Raw genomic sequence first — 17,515 nt, forward strand, 5'->3', positions numbered from 1 at the left:
CCGGGTTCGTCAGTGCCCGAAGTCGAACCAGTTGACGTTCACGAAGTCGGCGGGCTGGCCGCTGGTGAAGGTCAGATAGACGTCGTGCGTTCCGGTGACCGAGCTGATGTTGGCCGGAACCGTCTTCCACGTCTGCCAGCCCCCGGTGCTGCCGACGGCGAAGCTGCCGATGGGTGGATTGCCACGGCTGTCCAGGCGCACCTCGACCAGTCCGCTGACGCCGTCGGCCGCGCCGCTCGCCACCCGGGCGTAGAACTGGGTGGCCGCCGCGGAGCCGAAGTTCACGCCCTTGTACAGCGCCCAGTCGCCGTTCGCGATCCAGCCGATGTCCTGGCCGCCGCCGGTGTCGGTCGTGGTCTCGGTGCTGATGCCGGACTGGCCGTCGTAGGACTCGGCCTGGACGGCGCTGTAGGCGTCGCGGTTGCCGGTCGGCGGGGGAGTGGTGCCGCCGCCGCTGCCCGAGGACTGCAGGACCTGCACATAGTCGACGACCATCGGGTGGCCGGGCTCGGTGGCGCCGGTCGGGCCGCCGCCGAAGGCCGCGGGGAAGCCGCCGCCCATCGCCACGTTCAGGATGACGAAGAAGCCGTGGTTCGTGGCGTTGGCCCAGGTGGTGGCGTCCATCTGGTTCGCCGTGACCGTCTGGTAGTCGACCCCGTCGACGTAGAAGCGGATCGCCTCCGGGCTCACCGAGCGGTCCCACTCCATGGTGTAGGTGTGGAAGCCCGACTGGCAGGTGGTGTTCGGGCACGCCGTCGAGTTGCCGAGGCCCGTGGTCTCGTTGCACGGGCCGCCCGGGTTGGTGCCGCAGTGCATGGTGGCCCAGGTCTTGTTCAGGCCCTGGACGTTCTCCATGACGTCCAGCTCACCCACGCTCGGCCAGTTCTGGTAGTTGCCGCGGTAGGGCGCGCCCAGCATCCAGAAGGCGGGCCAGTAGCCGGCGGCCGCGTTCCCGGTCACATTGGGCGTCTGGATGCGGGCCTCCACGCGCAGCTTGCCGCCGGCCGGGGGCTGGAAGTCGGTCCGGGTGGTCTCGATCCGGCCGGAGGTCCAGTTGCCGGAGGCGTCGCGGCGCGGGGTGATGAGCAGGTCGCCGCTGCCGTCCAGGTCCACGTTGTTCGTGCTGGAGGTCATCGTCTCGACCTCACCGGTGCCCCAGTTCGCGGCACCGCCCGGGTACGAAGTCCCGGTGTCGTACTGCCAGTTGGTGGTGTTGACCGCGGAGCCCGCCGCGCCGTTGAAGTCGTCCGCGAAGACCTGGGTCCAGCCCGAGGGAGGGGTGGGGGCGGTGGCGTCGGCGGGCGCGGTGGCGGCCGTGGCGACCGCCACCGCCAGGCCGAGCGTGGCGACGGCGGCGATCAGCGCGCGGCGCAGGGGGCGGGGTCTGGGTATGCCGGAGGAATCGCTCATGGGGGGCCTCTCGGTAGGTACGGGGAGTGTGCGGGGCGATGTGAGAGCGCTCCCACGTCGAAAGCTGAGAGCGCTCTCAAGGTGCCGCCAATGTGCTCCCCGCCCCTGCGGTCGTCAAGATGTGAAACAAAGAAACTCGTTGATCCGCAAGGGAGTTCAGGGGGTGAAGCCGCCCGTACCGGCTCAGACCGCGCTGCCCGCCTTCCAGTCGGCCCAGGACAGATTCCATCCGTTGAGCCCGTTGGCCGGGTCGACGGTCCTCTCGCCGGAGTTCTTCACGATCACCACGTCACCGAGCATCGAGCTCTCGTAGAACTTGCAGTCGGCCACCGAGCTGTCACCCGCCCCCTTGGCGTCGTGCAGCCCGACACAGCCATGGCTGGTGTTCTGGTGCCCGAACACCGCGGTGGACGCGCAGAGGACTCCATCCGGGTGTTGAATCCGGCGAACGTCGTCGAGGCGGCGTTCTTCGAGCGTTGCTTTCCCACCGCGCACCGGTTCGCCGAGCAGCGCCTGCTCCATGTCGTCGCCGTGGACGAGGAAGTGGTGTTCGTCGAACCGGTCACAGGCACGCGGACAGGTCACCGCTCGCGTAGTCCCGGCCGCCAGCCCAGCGCCCGCGAGATCCCCCGGGCCGCCAGCCGTACCGCCGGGGCCAGGGCCGGCACCTGGGCGCCCGCCCTGGGCACCACCACCGACACCGCCGCCACCACGTCCCCGCCCGGCCCGCGCACCGCCGCCGCCAGCGACAGCGCGTCCTCCGTCACCTGACGCTCACTCACCGCCACGCCCGAGCGGCGCACTTCGGCGAGCGTACGGCGCAGCCGCGCCGGATCGGTGATCGTGTACGGCGTGAAGGCGGCCAGCGGCCCGGCGCAGTACTCCTCCTGCAGGTCCGGGTCCGCGTGGGCGAGGAGGGCGAGCCCGACACCGGTGGCGTGCAGCGGCCAGCGCGCGCCGACCCGGATGTGCACGCCCACCGCCGAACGGCCGGACAGCCACTCGATGTAGACGACCTCCGCGCCGTCCCGCACGGCCAACTGCACGTTCTCGTGCGTCGCTTCGTACAGGTCCTCCAGGTACGGCAGCGCCAGCTGCCTGAGGCCCAGGCCGCGCGGCGCGAGCGCGGCCACCTCCCACAACCGCAGCCCCACGTGGTACACCCCGGACGCGTCGCGCTCCAGCGCGCCCCACGCGGTCAGGGCGCCCGCCAGCCGGTGCGCGGTGGTCAGGCTGAGCCCCGCCCGGCGACTGATGTCCGTCAGGGACAGGGCGGGGTGCTCGTGGTCGAACGCGGCGAGCACGGCCAGCAGCCGGTCGGCCGCGGACCGCTCGCTCACGGACACCTCACCCTGTCGCCGTACGTCGTGGCCCGGATCGTAACCGACGCCTCTCTGCGTCGCTCGACCGCGGCCGGGGGCGGGGACACGGTCGACGGCCGCGCCGAGGTGGCCCGTGCCGTGGTGGTTGCGGTCGCTGCCGCGTAGGCGGGCGGGGTGTCCGAATGCACCGGGGCGGGCAGCCTGCCGGTTCCGTCGAAGTTCTGCCCGGCCGGCCGGTTGACACTCGTACGCCCTCTGTCTCGTCCCCCGAGGATGCGCCTACACGACCTTCCGCACCAGGGCGTCCGGCACCGACTCCCGTCGGCGCCGCGCGACCCCGCCCGGCTCATCGTCGGCGGGCGTTCGCCCCAGGGTGAGCACCGGCGCCGCCGACGGCGGCACCGCACGGTCCGGGGCCGCAGCCCGCAGGCGGATCCGCGGCGCGCACATCTCGGTGCCGCGCGGCGCCGAAGGCTCGTCCTCGGCCGTCACCACCCGCAGCGTCAGCCACGCCTCACCGCCGTCCGTCGGCAGCGTGAAGGGCAGCGGTACGGCCGCGGTCTCGCCCGGCCGCAGATCGGGCAGCCGGGCCGGAGCGGTCAGGGTGGGGCCGTCGGCGGGTGTCAGCTCCCAGGTCGCCTTCAGCCCGGAAAGACCCGGGAAGCGCCGGTGGTTGGCAACGACGATCCCCTCGTGCCGGTAGCACCGGATCCGCACCGGCGCCGCCATCTCCCGGCGATGGAGCAGGTCCGGCATCGGGAAGCGGTCGGTGTGGCCGGGGAGGCCCGCCAAGCCCGCTCCGTCGGCTTCTTCCGGGACGAACAAGCCGTCGTACAGCGCGTCGCAGAGGTCACCGCCGTACGCCCAGCGGCTGCCGGGTGCGGTGACACCGTTGCCGTACCGCCCGGCACCCGTGCGCCCGGCCCGTCTTTCCTCGCTCACGCGCCGCAGGATTCCATGGCCCCAGAACTCCCGGATGAAGCCGCCCTGAAGGCCCGGCGTGGACTCGGTGGCCGCCCAGTGGTCCGCGCGCTCGGTAGTGGCTCCGGATCCGGGTCACCACTCGGTGATGAGCGGCGTGTCCGGTTCGTTCGTACGCCACGCTTCGCTGAGGCGGACGAGGCGGGTGGGCGCGGCGATGCCGCGCACGGTTGCGATCCTGCCGCCTGTGATGTCGAACGTCACGGCGCCGACGACCCGGTCCCCGAGCACGAAGAGGATGGCGGGTGCGCCGTTGACGAGCGCGTAGTGGATGGCGGGCGTGCCGCCGGCAAGTCGCCGTTTCGCGGGTGTGGGTTTGAAGCCGGCCCGTGCGATGGCGGCGATGTGCTGCGGAGTGTCGTACTGCAGCAGCGTCTTGGCCAGGCCGGCGCCGTCGGAGATCGCGGTCGCGTCGTCGGTGAGCAGTGCCACCAGCCGTTCGGTGCGGCCCGAGGAGGCGGCGGCGAGGAATTCCTCGACGATCCTGCGGGCGGATGCCGGGTCGGCTTCGCCGCCGCCGCAGCGGCGGCGCGCGGCGGTGATGCGGCTACGGGCCCGGTGGAGGTGCTGCTGGCTTGCGGACTCGGTGATGTCGAGGATCTCGGCGATCTCGGCGTGACTGTAGGAGAACGCTTCGCGCAGCACGTAGACGGCCCGCTCCACGGGTGACAGGCGCTCCATGAGCGTCAGCACGGCCAGGGAGACCGATTCGCGCTGCTCGAAGGTGTCGGCCGGGCCGAGCATCGGGTCGCCGTCGAGGAGCGGTTCGGGCAGCCAGGCGCCGGCGCTGCGTTCGCGGCGGGCCTGTGCCGAGCGGAGCCGGTCGAGGCACAGGTTGGTGACGACCTTGGTCAGCCATGCTTCCGGCACCTTGATCCGCTGCCGGTCGGCGGCCTGCCAGTGCAGGAACGCGTCCTGCACGGCGTCTTCGGCGTCGGTGGCGGAGCCCAGCAGCCGGTACGCCAGCGAGGCCAGCCGGTTCCGGCTGGCCTCGAACCGGCTGGTGTCGAAGCGATCGGTGGCGGTGCTGTCCATGCGGATCACCCTAGGCGGCTACGCAACCGCCTTTTCCGTGGAGGTGCTTGGCGCGGCGGCCAGGCGGCGCCTGCTCTTGGGCACGCCGAGCGTCGGGTGCGAGGTGGCCCACAGCGATATCCTGAGGATGCCCGCCTTGATCCGTGCGGCCTTCCGGCCGCGCAAGTGCTTCGGCTTCGCCTGCCCTTCGTCGTCGACCATCTGGATGAGCCCGTCCCGCCGCCCGAGGCTGATGTGGTTGTACGTGTAGGCCAGCTTGGTGTTCGCGATCTTGCGGCCGGTCAGGCGTCCCACGATCGCCGCGATCGCCTGGTTGCCCGTGTAGCCTGCCGAGGCGCAGGACATCGGCAGCGGCCGGCCGTTGTCGCCGATGGCGTAGGCGCTGTCACCGACGGCGTAGACGTTCGGGTGCGAGACCGACCGCATGATGCGATCGACGACGATCCGACCGTTCTCGGTGACCTCCAGTCCGCCGGCGGAGGCGATGGGGTCGACCGCGAACCCGGCCGTCCACACGGTCGCGTCGGACGCCAGGGCGGTGCCGTCGGCGCACAGCACCCGCGACGCTTCGACGGCTTCGACGCTGGTGCGCTCCAGGACGGTGATGCCCAGCCGGTCGCAGGCCTGGCGCAGATGGCTGCGGGCCCCGGCGGAGAGCCGGGCGCCCAGCTCGCGGCGGGCGACCAGCGTCACCGACAGGCCGGGCCGGGATTCGGCGATCTCGGTGGCGGTCTCGATGCCGGTCAACCCGTCGCCGACGACCACCACGTTCCGGCCCTCGCCCCGCCTGGCCAGACTGTCCAGGCGCTCGCGCAGGCGCAGCGCCGAGGGCCGGGCGGCGACGTCGAAGGCGTGCTCGGCCACGCCGGGGACGCCGTGGTCGGCGCCGTGGCTGCCGAGCGCGTAGACAAGCGTGTCGTAGCCGAGCTCGCCCCCGCCGTCGGCGTCGGCCACGGCGACGACCTGGCGCTCGGGGTCGACGGCGGTGACACGGGCCAGGCGCAGCCGTATCCCCGTGCCCGCGAAGACGTCGGCGAGCTGCGGGGCCTCGATCTCCTGGCCGGCCGCGAGCTGGTGCAGCCGCAGCCGCTGGACGAAGTCCGGCTCGGCGTTGACCACGGTGATCTCGGTGTCCGCCGGGGACAGCCGGCGGGCCAGGTTCCCGGCCACGTAGGCCCCGGCATAGCCGGCGCCGAGGACGACGATGCGGTGCTTCATGTGCTGCTCCTGTCGGTTCGCTTGGTCCCGGTGAGTTGAGCGGAACGGCGCCCCGATTGCTGACAGGAACTGAATGTGGCATGGGTCACAGAGCGGCAGGAGCGCCGCCCGAGGATGCTCGCGACGCCGGGCGGCGCAGATGCAGGCCGGAGTCCGGGGCCGAAATGATGGGATGCAGGGGGACCCGGCCACCGTTCGGTCCGCCCTCCAGGCGGCCGGGGCCGAAGTGGTCGTGGTCGAAGTTCGGGGAAGGACGCAGACGTGAAGCTGACGATTCTGGGCGGCGGCGGGTTCCGGGTGCCGCTCGTCCACGGTGCACTGCTGACCGACCACGCCGAGGGGCGGGTCACCGAGGTCGTCCTGCACGACCTGGACGAGCGTCGACTGTATGCAGTACGCCGGGTACTGGATGAACAGGCCGCCGGCGTGCCCGACGCGCCCCGGGTGACCGCCACCACCGACCTCGACGAGGCGCTCGCCGGCGCCGACTTCGTCTTCTCCGCGATCCGCGTCGGCGGCCTGCAGGGCCGGGCGGACGACGAGCGGGTGGCGCTCGCCGAGGGCGTGCTCGGCCAGGAGACCGTCGGCGCGGGCGGCATCGCCTACGGACTGCGGACCGTGCCCGTCGCCGCCGACATCGCCCGGCGCGTGGCCCGCCTCGCCCCGGACGCCTGGGTCATCAACTTCACCAATCCGGCTGGCCTGGTCACCGAGGCCATGTCCCGGCACCTCGGCGACCGTGTCATCGGCATCTGCGACTCACCCGTCGGCCTCGGCCGCCGTATCGCCCGCGTCCTCGGCGCCGACCCGAAGGAGGCCTTCGTCGACTACGTCGGCCTCAACCACCTCGGCTGGGTGCGCGGCCTGCGCGTCGCCGGACGCGACGAGCTTCCACGCCTGCTCGCCGACCCCGCCCTGCTCGGCTCCTTCGAAGAGGGCAGGCTGTTCGGCGCCGACTGGCTGCAGTCGCTCGGCGCGATCCCCAACGAGTACCTGCACTACTACTACTTCAACCGGGAAGCCGTACGCGCCTACCAGCGGGCCGAGCAGACCCGGGGTGCCTTCCTGCGCGACCAGCAGGCCCGGTTCTACACGCAGGCCCTGCGCCCGGAACGGTCCGCCCTCGAGGTGTGGGACCGCACCCGGGCCGAACGCGAGGCCACCTACATGGCCGAGAACCGGGAGAGCGCCGGCGCGGGCGAGCGCGAGGCCGAGGACCTGTCCGGCGGCTACGAGAAGGTCGCGCTCGCCCTGATGCGGGCCATCGCCCGCGACGAGCGGACCACGCTGATCCTCAACGTGCGCAACGGGAACACGCTGTCCGTGCTCGACGGCGACGCCGTGATCGAGGTCCCCTGCCGGGTCGACGCGGGCGGCGCCCACCCGGTCGCCGTAGCCCCGCTGCCCGACCACGCGACCGGACTGGTCTGCTCGGTCAAGGCCGTCGAGCGGGAGGTGCTCGCCGCCGCCGAGTCCGGCTCCCGGCAGACGGCCGTGAAGGCGTTCGCGCTGCATCCGCTCGTCGACTCGGTCAACGTGGCCCGCAGGCTGGTCGAGGGCTACCTGGAGGTCCATCCTGGCCTGGCGTATCTCAAGTAAGCGTTTCCCCGGCTCGTTTCCCTTCCCGGCCTTCCCGCTTCCTCTGGAGATCTCCATGCACGACGAACGCCGCAGGATCGAGCAGCGCGTCGAACGCCTCCACAGCCAGCGCATCAAGCCCGCGATCCACGCGGCACGCGTCCCCCTGGAGGTGGAGGCCTGGCAGGCCCCCGGGGAACCGGTCTCCTTCGAGGAGGCCGCGGCCGCCCCGTACGCACCGTTCGCGATGGACACCCCCTGGGGCCCGCCCTGGGGGACGACCTGGTTCCGGATGCGCGGCCGGGTGCCCGCCGAGTGGGCGGGCGAGCGGGTGGAGTCGGTGATCGATCTCGGGTTCGTCGGCGACTGGCCCGGCAACCAGGCCGAGGCGCTCGTCCACCGCACCGACGGCACCCCGCTGAAGGCGGTCAACCCGCTCAACCAGTACGTGCCGGTCGCCCACCCGGCGGCCGGCGGTGAAGCGGTCGAGTATCTGGTGGAGGCGGCGTCCAACCCGGACATCCTCGCGAACGGCTTTGCCGGACCGACCCCGCTCGGCGATGTACGGACGGCGGGCGACCGTCCGCTGTACACCTTCCGCCGCGCCGACCTCGCCGTCCTGGACGAGCAGGTCTGGCACCTGGACCTCGACCTCCAGGTGCTGCGCGAACTGATGCTGGAGCTCGGCGAGCACGAACCGCGCCGGCACGAGATCATGCACGCCCTCGACCGGGCCATGGACCTGCTCGACCTGGACGACGTCTCCGCCTCGGCCCCCGCCGTACGGGAATCCCTGCGCCCGGTGCTGGCCAAGCCCGCCCACGCCAGCGCGCACATCGTCTCCGGCGTCGGCCACGCGCACATCGACACCGCCTGGCTGTGGCCGCTCCGCGAGACCAGGCGCAAGACGTCGAGAACGTTTTCCAACGTCACCGCGCTCGCCGACGAGTACGAGGAGTTCGTCTTCGCCTGTTCCCAGGCCCAGCAGTACGCGTGGGTGCGCGACCACTACCCGCACGTGTGGGAGCGGATCGGGAGGTCGGTGGAGAAGGGCCAGTGGGCGCCGGTCGGCGGGATGTGGGTGGAGGCCGACGGCAACCTGCCCGGCGGTGAGGCCCTGGCCCGCCAACTGGTCCACGGCAAACGGTTCTTCATGGACCACTTCGGCATCGAGACCAAGGGCGTCTGGCTGCCGGACTCCTTCGGCTACACCGCGGCCTACCCGCAGCTGGCCAGGCTCGCCGGCAACGAGTGGTTCCTCACCCAGAAGATCTCCTGGAACCAGACCAACACCTTCCCCCACCACACCTTCTGGTGGGAGGGCATCGACGGCACCCGCGTCTTCACCCACTTCCCGCCCATCGACACCTACAACGCCCACTTCAGCGGCGCGGAGCTGGCCCGGGCGGTCCGCAACTACGCCGAGAAGGGCGGCGCCACCCGCTCCCTCGCCCCCTTCGGCTGGGGCGACGGCGGCGGCGGCCCCACCCGCGAGATCATGGAACGCGCCCGCCGGCTGAAGGACCTGGAGGGCTCGGCCAGGGTCGAGATCGAACACCCCGACGCGTTCTTCGCCAAGGCCCGTGAGGAGTACCCGGACGCCCCGGTCTGGGTGGGCGAGCTGTACCTGGAGCTGCACCGGGCCACCTACACCACCCAGGCCCGCACCAAGCAGGGCAACCGCCGCTGTGAACACCTGCTCCGCGAGACCGAGCTGTGGGCCACGACGGCCGCTCTGCACGCGCCCGGGTACGCCTATCCGTACGAGAAGCTGGACCGCCTGTGGAAAACGGTTCTGCTGCACCAGTTCCACGACATCCTGCCCGGCTCCTCCATCGCCTGGGTGCATCGCGAGGCCGAGGCCGAATACGCCCGCGTGGCGGAGGAGTTGACGGCGCTGACGGGCGAGGCGATCGCCGCCCTGGGCGCCGGCGGGCCCCGCGTGTTCAACACCGCCCCCCGCGACCGCGCCGAGGTGGTCCGCACCCCCGGGGGCGCACCGGTGTACGTACAGGTGCCCGCGAACGGCTCCGCGCCACTCACGCCCGCCGAACCCCCGCACCAGGTCACGGTCGAGGGGCGCACGCTGGACAACGGGATCGTGCGGGTACAGGTGGCTCAGGACGGCACACTGTCCTCTGTACTCGATCTGCGGGCCGGCCGCGAAGTCCTCGCCGGCCCGGGCAATCTGCTTCGCCTCCACACGGACCTGCCCAACTACTGGGACGCCTGGGACATCGACAAGCACTACAGGAACCGCTACACCGACCTGCTGGAGCCCGACTCCGTCACCGTGGTCGAGGAGCATCCCCTCGTGGCCGCTATCCAGGTGGTCCGCTCCTTCGGCAAGGGATCCCGCATCACCCAGACGATCACCGTCCGCGCCGGCAGCGCCCGCATCGACGTCGAGACGGACATCGACTGGCACGAGACGGAGAAGATCCTCAAGGCGGGCTTTCCCATCGATCTGCGCGCCCCGCACTCCTCCGCCGAGATCCAGTTCGGCCACGTCCAGCGGCCCACCCACACCAACACCAGCTGGGAGGCGGCCCGCTTCGAGGTCTGCGGCCACCGCTGGGTGCACATCGCCGAAACCGGTTACGGCGTCGCCGTCATCAACGACTCCACCTACGGCCACGACGTCTCCCGCACCGTCCGCGAGGACGGGGGTACGACCACCACGGTCCGCCTCAGCCTGGTCCGTGCCCCACGCGTTCCCGACCCCGAAGCCGACCAGGGCCGGCACCGCTTCACCTACGCCCTGCTGCCCGGCGCCACCATCGAGGACGCGGTCGCCGAGGGTTATGCCCTCAACCTGCCCCTGCGTATCGCCGATTCGGCCGGGGAGCCCGAGCCGGTCGTCTCCGTCGAGGGCGAGGGCGTGACCGTGGAGGCGGTCAAGCCGGCCGACGACGGCTCAGGGGACGTGGTGGTCCGGCTGTACGAGTGCCGGGGCGGTCGGGCCGCCGGGGTGCTGCGCACCGGGTTTCCGCTGGCCGGAGCCGAGGTCACGGACCTGCTGGAACGCCCGCTGGGCGACACGGCGGCGGGCCCCGACGGCTCGGTTCCGCTCACGCTGCGGCCCTTCCAGGTCCTCACCTTGCGTCTGCGGCGAGCAAAAGCGGACCGTTCCTAAGCTGTTGGGGTCCCGCCGGGTGGACGCCGGACAGGCGGTCCCCCGTCGCTGACCGGCCGACCCACCGAGTCGGCCGGTCGCTCCCCGTGACCGCGACCGACCGACCCGTTCCCCCGTGCCCCCGTTCCCCCGTGCCCCCGGATTTCCCCCCCGTAGTACCCCCGTCGGCTTTCCGTTGCTGTCATGGAGAGCCGCGGGGCCGCGCCCTGATACACCCCGGCGGAAAAAAAAATGTCCCCCGGTCCTGGAACCGGGGGACACCGAGGGCCGCGCTCAGCCGGTGAACCCGGCCGTGATCGAGGTGAACTGCCAGTTGTTCTGGCTGATGCCGGAGCAGTTGCTCACCACGCCGCCGCCCGGGCACGGCCGGTCGCGGTTGACGGACCAGAAGGCGAGCCGCGCGATGTGGTGCGAGTTCGCCCAGTCGCGGATCTGGGACCAGATCGCCGGGGTGGTCGTCTCCTGCTGGTCGGACAGGCCGTTCATGCCCGAGATGCCGATGTGCGCGTAGGCGGTCGCGTCGTCCCAGCCGAAGGTCGACTTCAGCTTGGCCTTCAGGCCCTCCGCGGCGTTCACGGTGTTGCCGTACATGTCCGAGCCGCCGCCGAAGTCGAACGGCATGATGGTGAACACGTCGACGTTCGCGCCGAGCGACTGCGCCTGCTCGATCAGCCGGTTGCCGTAGTACGTCGGCCCGGTGGTCGAGGTGCCGAAGGTGACGATGGTCTTCAGGCCGGGGTTGTTCGCCTTGACCGTCTTCAGCGCGGTGAGGATCTTCGCCTGCACGGCCTCGTTCTCGAACTCGTCGGAGTTCTCGATGTCCATGTCGACGGCCTTCAGGCCGTAGGCGTCGATCACCTTCTGGATGGCGCCGGCGAGCGCGGCCGCGGAGGAGCAGTTGGCGCCGAGCTTGCTGCCCTGCCAGCCGCCGAAGGACGGGACGATGTCACCGCCGGCGGACCGGACGGCGTTGATGGCGCTCTGGTCGGCGCCACCGGTGAGCGGCCGGCTGCCGTCCCAGGCCGGCGTGCAGCCGCCGGAGTCCAGCACGAACGCCATCGTGAACCACTTGACCCCGGTCGCGCTCATCACCGTCGTCGGGCTCGGCGGATCGCCCCAGCCCTCGTACAGATACGGCGCGGCCTGCTTGAACCCGGTGCCGCCGCCGCTGCCCGCGTCCGTGGTCACGGAGACGGCGTTGGAGGCGGCCGAGACGTTCCCGGCCGCGTCGTGCGCCTTGACCGTGAAGGTGTACGACGTGCTGGGCGACAGCCCGCTGACCGTGGCGGACGTGCCGGAGACGGTCAGCACCTGGTTGGCGCCGCTGTAGATGTCGTAACCGGTTACGCCCACGTTGTCCGTGGCGGCGTTCCACGACAGCGAAACGCTGGACGAGGTCTTGCCGGTGGAGGTGAGGCCCGTCGGCGCGGTCGGCGCCTGTGTGTCCCCGCCGCCCCCGCCGCCCGGGCCGTCCAGGCTGATGTCGTCGGCCCAGTAGGTGCCCTGGGCGTACCAGCCGTGGACATAGATGGTGGCGGTGGTCTGCGCGGCGCCGGTGGTGAACGAGACACTGAGCCGGCTGTACGCCGTCGGCGAGGTCGTCCAGGTCGAGGCGCCGCCGTTCACGCCCAGGTACACATAACTGCCGCGTACCCAGCCGCTGAGGTTGTACGTCGTGTTCGGCTGCACGGCGACCGTCTGGCTGCACTGCGCGTTGTCGCTGTCGGTCACCGCGCCCTGCAGCGCCTTCGAGCCGCTGTGCACGGGGGAGGAGACGACGGAGCCGAGATTGCCGGTGCAGGTCCAGGGGGACAGGCCGCCGGACTCGAAGCCGGGGTTGGTGAGGATGTTGGCTGCCTGAGCGGTACCGGGAAGGGCGATGGCCCCGCCGACCGCGAGAGCGACGGAGCCGAGGAGAGCGAGAAGCCGACGTCTGTGACGTCCGAGTGGATTGCGCACGCTATCTCCCTGTGGGGATGGGGTGTTCGGGAGTGCACGGCTGTGCGGAGGTGCGCCAATGAATTTGGTATGGACCAATCCTGCTGTCAAGGACGGAAGCAGAATTGGTCCATACCGGCGGACTAGAGCGGCAGGACCTCCACCGCCGAAGCTGCCTGTGCAGGCAACACCGGAAGGGCGATCTCCGCGTCCCTCTGCCGCGGAAGAGCCGCAGGCACGGGCAGAACCGATCGCGGCCCTGCCACCACCGTGTAGTCCTGCCCCAGGAACGGCGGCTCGATCACCCCGGGATCCTCGCCCAGCGCCAACTGCACGGCGGCCCAGGGCATGTTCACCCCGCACAGCGACACCTGGTGAAGGCCCCCGGAGGGCCTCGTGTTGACGTCCAGCAGCACCGGCCGGTCGCCGAGCATGCGGAACTGGATGTTGGACAGGTGGTGCAGCCCGAAGCCCTCCGCGATCAGCCGGGCCGGCTCCAGCCACCGCTCGTCGAGGGTGAAACCCCTGCGGCGGCCGTTCTTGGTGCGGCCCACCGCGAGCCGCAGCCGGTTGTCGGGCCCGGTCAGGCAGTCGACCGACACCTCGGGCTGCTCCAGGCGCGGCATCACCAGCCAGTCCACCGGCTGCTCGGACCGCCGCAGCGCCTCGACGACGAGGTCCAGCTGGACGTAAGGGCTCGGGAACCCCTCAAGGTGGCCGAGCGAGAACGGGGCGCGGGTGATCACCCGGAAACCGACCCCGCCGGCACCCGCGGCCGGCTTGAAGCACGCCTTGTGCCCGGCCGCCTCCAACTCCTCGACCGCGGCGAGGAGTTCGTCGGCCGTGCGCACCCGCCACCACGGCGGCACCGGGACGCCCACCGAGCGGACCGCCTCGTACGCGGTCGCCTTGTCCTCGAACACGGCCACCGCCTCGGGCGTCGGCGCCAGCAGCGCCGTACCGGCCGCCGTGAACTCCGCGCGGTGCCGCACGATCGCCGCCTGGTGCAGCCGCGGCACGAACACGTCGATACCGCGCCGGGCGCACTGGTCGAGCGCGTACTCGACGTAGCCGGCCGGGGACAGGCCCTCCGGCTCCAGGTCGGCGGTGTCGGCGGCGGCCAGCACGGGGGAGTCGGGGTCCCCGTGCGTGGCATGGATCTCCACCGCGCGATCGCTGGGATTTCTGCGCAGCTGATCCATGAAGAAGACGTTCTCCGCGTACGTGCGGTTGAGCCAGACGCGTACGCGAGAGAGCATGCAGGCCGCCTTTCACGGTTTTCGGGCAGGGCTCGGCGGCCCGTGCCCGGGCAGGAGGGAGGAAGGGACGCCAAAGAACCCCTGAGAAAAGGGAGGTTGGGGTGATGGTGTCGGGGCGATCATACGGCTTTCAAGAGCCCGCGCGTGCAACGCGGATGTTACGGATTTCCGGGACTCGTCCAGTAGGCTCGCCGAGGTCCCCGAGGGCGGCGCCGGCCCGCTGCCGCGCCCCGCGACACGGCGGCCGGGGTGCCTCTTGTCGGGGTGTCCGGGAATGTGTTCTCGTGGTCCCGCGGAGGATGATCGGAAGGGGTGCAGGGTGGAGTCTGCGGCCGGGGCCGGGCAGCTGCTGGCCATCAGCGACCTGCACATCACCTATCCGGAGAACCGCGCGCTGGTCGAGGAGATGCGGCCCGCCGGCGACGAGGACTGGCTGATCGTGGCCGGTGACATCGCCGAGACGGTGGCCGACATCCGCTGGACCCTGGAGAAGCTCGCGGGCCGTTTCCGCAAGGTGCTGTGGGCCCCCGGCAACCACGAGCTGTGGACGCACCCGAAGGATCCGGTCACCCTGCGCGGCGTCGCCCGCTACGAGCACCTGGTCGCGCTCTGCCGCGAGCTGGGCGTCGTCACCCCCGAGGACCCCTATCCGGTGTGGCGCGGCCCGGGCGGCCCGGTCGTCGTCGCCCCGCTGTTCCTGCTGTACGACTACTCGTTCCTGCCGCCCGGCTGCGCCACCAAGGCCGAAGGTCTGGCCTACGCGCAGAGCACCGGCGTCGTCTGCAACGACGAGTACCTGCTGCACCCCGATCCCTATCCGACCCGTGACGCCTGGTGCCGGGCGCGGGTCGCCGAGACCGAGCGCAGGCTCGCCGAGCTGCCCGCGGACCTTCCGGTCGTACCGGTCAACCACTATCCGCTGCACCGGCATCCCACCGAGGTGCTGTGGTATCCCGAGTTCGCCATGTGGTGCGGCACCCTGCTGACCGCCGACTGGCACCGCCGGTTCCGCGTCGCGACCATGGTCTACGGCCATCTGCACATCCCCCGCACCACCTGGCACGACGGAGTCCGCTTCGAGGAGGTCTCCGTAGGCTATCCCCGTGAATGGCGCAAGCGCTCGGAGCCGCCGGGAAAGCTGCGCCGCATCCTGCCGATGGAGGTCGAAGCCGGTGATCGAGGAGCTGCTCCCGGAGTCGGTCGTGGCCGTGGAGGCACACGGTGACGACCCGCTGTGGGACGCCCCGTTCCACCCCGGGGAGGCAGCGCTCGTCGAGCGTGCCGTGGCCAAGCGCCGCCGCGAGTTCGCCGCGGTGCGCGGCTGCGCCCGGCGTGCCATGGAGAAGCTCGGCGTGCCCGCCCAGTCCATCCTCAGCGGCGAGCGGGGCGCGCCGCGCTGGCCGGACGGCCTGATCGGCAGCATGACCCACTGCGACGGCTACTGCGCCGCCGCGCTGGCCCGGGCCGGCGACCTGGCCTCCCTCGGCATCGACGCCGAACCGCACGGGCCGCTCCCGGACGGCGTCGGCGCCTCCGTCTTCCTGCCCGCCGAGGCCGAGCGGCTGGACCGGCTCGCCGGGCAGCGACCCGGCGTGCACTGGGACCGGATCCTGTTCAGCGCCAAGGAGTCCGTCTACAAGGCGTGGTTCCCGCTGACCCGCAGCTGGCTGGACTTCTCCGAGGCCGACATCATCCTCGCCCCGAGCCCCGGCGACGAGCCGCACGGCACCCTGCGTGCCGAACTCCTCGTCCCCGGGCCCCGGGTCGGCGACCGCCGGCTCCAGGTCTTCGACGGCAGGTGGGCCGTACGCGACCAAGTGGTCACCACCGCCGTGGTCGTCCCGCATCACTGAACCCCCGGCGGCGGCGCGCAGCGCCCGGCCCGGTCAGGCCTGCGGGCACCAGTCGCGCAGCAGCCGGAAGAACTGCTCCTCGTTGCCCGCGAGGCCCGCACACGCCAGGGCCTGCTCCGCCTCGGCCAGCACGGCGGGCGGCACCACGGCGGGCCGGCCGCCGTCCGGTGGCCCGTCGAAGACGGCGCGCACGGTGTGCATCAGCCGCAGATAGGCCTGTACGGCGGTGCGCTCGCGGTCGGTCAGTACGGCGGTGGGCATCGGTCGGCTCTCCCCGAGTAGGCGTCACGGTCGCGCGCCCTGCGGCGCACCTCTCCAGCTTGCCGCCCACCACTGACAACGCCGTTCGGTCCCGTTCCGGTTCGCCCGCTCAGCCGAGGCCGAATCCTTTCGGTGCGGACTGCTGGGGTGAACGGCATGTCGTCGGCGGATCGCCCCAGCGCCGTACCGCCGGATCAGCCCTGTGACCCCGGATAGCCCAGGGACGCCTCGATGCGCCCGGCCACGCCGTCGCGCTGCACCGGGCCGCGCAGGGCCGAACCGGCCAGCCAGGTACGGCACTTGCTGGCCAGCCGCAGACCGAAGGCCTCGGCCTCCCGCTCCTCGGCGAGGTCGAAACGGGTCCGGGCCGCGACCCGCTGCACCGTGGCCTGGAGCGCCTCCTGGTCGGTGTCGTCGTGCAGCAGCCGCGTGGCGACCCCGACGCCGTCGACGTGGTGTCCGCGGTGGTCGGCATGCATGTGCCACAGCTCGTGGCCGAGAATCACCAACTGGTGGTCGGGCGCGGTGCGTTCCTCCACGACGACGAGGTCGCGGTCGGTCAGGTCCAGCCACAGGCCGCTCGCCGTGCCCGGCGGGAAGGCGGCCGCACGGAAGTGCACCGGGCGGCCCCGGCGGCGGCTCATCGCCTCGCACAGCGCGCCGTACAGCTCCCGCGGCGGCGCCGGCGCGGGCAGCGCAAGCCCGCCCACCAGCTCGCTGCACAGCCGGCGCATGTCCCTGCCGATGCCCACAGTCCTCCCCCGGCTCACGACTCGGGCCGTTTGACGCTCTCCAGGAGCATGTCGAGCCACTCCGCGACCTTGTCCCGGTGCTGGTCGGTGGGCAGCTGCGCGGCCCGCCAGGCTATTCCGCGCACCCCGTGGTCCTGCAGCAGCCGCTCCAGCGGATCCTCCTCGGCCCCGGCGTCGGCCCGCTCCCGGTCGGCGAGCTTCGTCAGCAGCTCCTGCTCGGTGCGCTGCAGGGCGCCCGCCAGCGCCTCGGGGTCCTCCGCGGTCAGGAAGCCGGCGTGCACCCGGAAGAAACGCTGCAGCGCGTCGCAGTGCTCCATGGTCGGCCGCCGGTCGCCGTTGATGAGGGCGCCGGCCTGCTGCCGGGACATGCCCGCGCCGTCGGCGATCTCCTGCTGGGTGTACTTGCGGCCGTTGGGTTTCAGCCGGGTGCGCCGCAGCAGGCCCAGGCGCTGCAGAAAGCGTGCCTGGACATCCGGTTCACCGGCGGGCCGGCCGGCGAGCAGGGCCTTGACCACCGGCTCCGGCACCCCGCAGGCCACGGAGAGCCGCCCGACGTCGAAGACCTCGGCATGCGGCACGCCGAGTCGGTCGGCGAGCGCGGTGACGCGGGCGACGACGGCCGGCAGCTGGGCGGTCGCCGTGGCGCCCGGATCCTCGTAGCCATCCGTCACCGACAGAACTCCTACGTCTCTCGAGGGCTTCAGATGTGTCCGTGTTGCTGAGTCCGTGATGCTCACGAGCGATCGCCGTGAACCTCCCGGAGAGTAGCGGG

13 protein-coding genes and 2 pseudogenes are annotated in these 17,515 nt (G+C 71.8%); 4 read left to right on the top strand and 11 right to left on the bottom strand.

Annotation, left to right across the window (positions count from 1 at the left end; genetic code table 11):
* Nucleotides 1-9: 9 nt before the first annotated feature.
* The 6 genes and pseudogenes from ACZ418_RS09210 to ACZ418_RS09235 all read right to left on the bottom strand — a co-directional run bounded on the left by ACZ418_RS09210 (nt 10) and on the right by ACZ418_RS09235 (nt 5,966).
* Nucleotides 10-1,410, bottom strand: a complete 1,401-nt coding sequence (locus tag ACZ418_RS09210) for a glycoside hydrolase family 16 protein (RefSeq protein WP_468359351.1) — start codon at nt 1,408-1,410, stop codon at nt 10-12.
* A gap of 183 nt (nt 1,411-1,593) precedes the next feature.
* Nucleotides 1,594-1,824 (bottom strand): annotated as a pseudogene (locus ACZ418_RS09215) (hypothetical protein); the annotation flags it as partial.
* A 167-nt stretch (nt 1,825-1,991) separates the two neighbouring features.
* The gene (locus tag ACZ418_RS09220) at nt 1,992-2,750 is read right to left on the bottom strand and encodes an IclR family transcriptional regulator (RefSeq protein WP_468359354.1); all 759 of its coding nucleotides are present in this window, start codon (nt 2,748-2,750) and stop codon (nt 1,992-1,994) included.
* 264 nt (nt 2,751-3,014) lie between these two features.
* Nucleotides 3,015-3,761, bottom strand: a pseudogene (locus ACZ418_RS09225) (DUF4981 domain-containing protein); the annotation flags it as partial.
* 27 nt (nt 3,762-3,788) lie between these two features.
* Nucleotides 3,789-4,748, bottom strand: coding sequence for a sigma-70 family RNA polymerase sigma factor (locus ACZ418_RS09230; protein WP_468359357.1), 960 nt, complete (start codon nt 4,746-4,748; stop codon nt 3,789-3,791).
* An 18-nt stretch (nt 4,749-4,766) separates the two neighbouring features.
* Nucleotides 4,767-5,966, bottom strand: a complete 1,200-nt coding sequence (locus ACZ418_RS09235) for an NAD(P)/FAD-dependent oxidoreductase (protein ID WP_468359360.1) — start codon at nt 5,964-5,966, stop codon at nt 4,767-4,769.
* A 261-nt stretch (nt 5,967-6,227) separates the two neighbouring features.
* Between ACZ418_RS09235 and ACZ418_RS09240 the strand changes: the two genes are divergently transcribed.
* Together ACZ418_RS09240 and ACZ418_RS09245 are read left to right on the top strand one after the other, a co-directional pair.
* Nucleotides 6,228-7,565: a 6-phospho-beta-glucosidase gene (locus ACZ418_RS09240; protein ID WP_468359363.1), complete on the top strand. Its 1,338-nt coding sequence runs from the start codon at nt 6,228-6,230 to the stop codon at nt 7,563-7,565.
* A 55-nt stretch (nt 7,566-7,620) separates the two neighbouring features.
* On the top strand, nt 7,621-10,680 hold the full coding sequence (locus ACZ418_RS09245) for an alpha-mannosidase (protein ID WP_468359366.1): 3,060 nt from the start codon (nt 7,621-7,623) through the stop codon (nt 10,678-10,680).
* Nucleotides 10,681-10,953: 273 nt separating this feature from the next.
* On the opposite strand, the gene ACZ418_RS09250 is transcribed toward ACZ418_RS09245, so the two are convergent.
* Together ACZ418_RS09250 and ACZ418_RS09255 are read right to left on the bottom strand one after the other, a co-directional pair.
* Nucleotides 10,954-12,639: a carbohydrate binding domain-containing protein gene (locus ACZ418_RS09250; RefSeq protein WP_468359369.1), complete on the bottom strand. Its 1,686-nt coding sequence runs from the start codon at nt 12,637-12,639 to the stop codon at nt 10,954-10,956.
* A 122-nt stretch (nt 12,640-12,761) separates the two neighbouring features.
* The gene (locus ACZ418_RS09255) at nt 12,762-13,877 is read right to left on the bottom strand and encodes an ATP-grasp domain-containing protein (RefSeq protein WP_468359372.1); all 1,116 of its coding nucleotides are present in this window, start codon (nt 13,875-13,877) and stop codon (nt 12,762-12,764) included.
* Between the two features lie 319 nt (nt 13,878-14,196).
* Between ACZ418_RS09255 and ACZ418_RS09260 the strand changes: the two genes are divergently transcribed.
* Complete coding sequence (locus ACZ418_RS09260; RefSeq protein ID WP_468359375.1) at nt 14,197-15,102, top strand: metallophosphoesterase family protein; 906 nt, start codon at nt 14,197-14,199, stop codon at nt 15,100-15,102.
* Nucleotides 15,050-15,730 (top strand): 4'-phosphopantetheinyl transferase family protein, encoded by a 681-nt coding sequence (locus ACZ418_RS09265; protein WP_468359378.1) that lies wholly within the window; start codon nt 15,050-15,052, stop codon nt 15,728-15,730. Before ACZ418_RS09260 ends, ACZ418_RS09265 begins: the two co-directional genes overlap by 53 nt.
* A 33-nt stretch (nt 15,731-15,763) precedes the next feature.
* On the opposite strand, the gene ACZ418_RS09270 is transcribed toward ACZ418_RS09265, so the two are convergent.
* The 3 genes from ACZ418_RS09270 to ACZ418_RS09280 all read right to left on the bottom strand — a co-directional run bounded on the left by ACZ418_RS09270 (nt 15,764) and on the right by ACZ418_RS09280 (nt 17,414).
* Nucleotides 15,764-15,991, bottom strand: a complete 228-nt coding sequence (locus ACZ418_RS09270; RefSeq protein WP_468359384.1) for a hypothetical protein — start codon at nt 15,989-15,991, stop codon at nt 15,764-15,766.
* Between the two features lie 194 nt (nt 15,992-16,185).
* Entirely contained in the window at nt 16,186-16,743 is a 558-nt protein-coding gene (locus tag ACZ418_RS09275) for a toxin-antitoxin system, toxin component (RefSeq protein ID WP_468359387.1), read from the bottom strand.
* Between the two features lie 14 nt (nt 16,744-16,757).
* The gene (locus ACZ418_RS09280; RefSeq protein WP_468359390.1) at nt 16,758-17,414 is read right to left on the bottom strand and encodes a helix-turn-helix domain-containing protein; all 657 of its coding nucleotides are present in this window, start codon (nt 17,412-17,414) and stop codon (nt 16,758-16,760) included.
* Nucleotides 17,415-17,515 lie beyond the last annotated feature (101 nt).

The organism is Streptomyces sp. NPDC030820, from assembly GCF_055572075.1.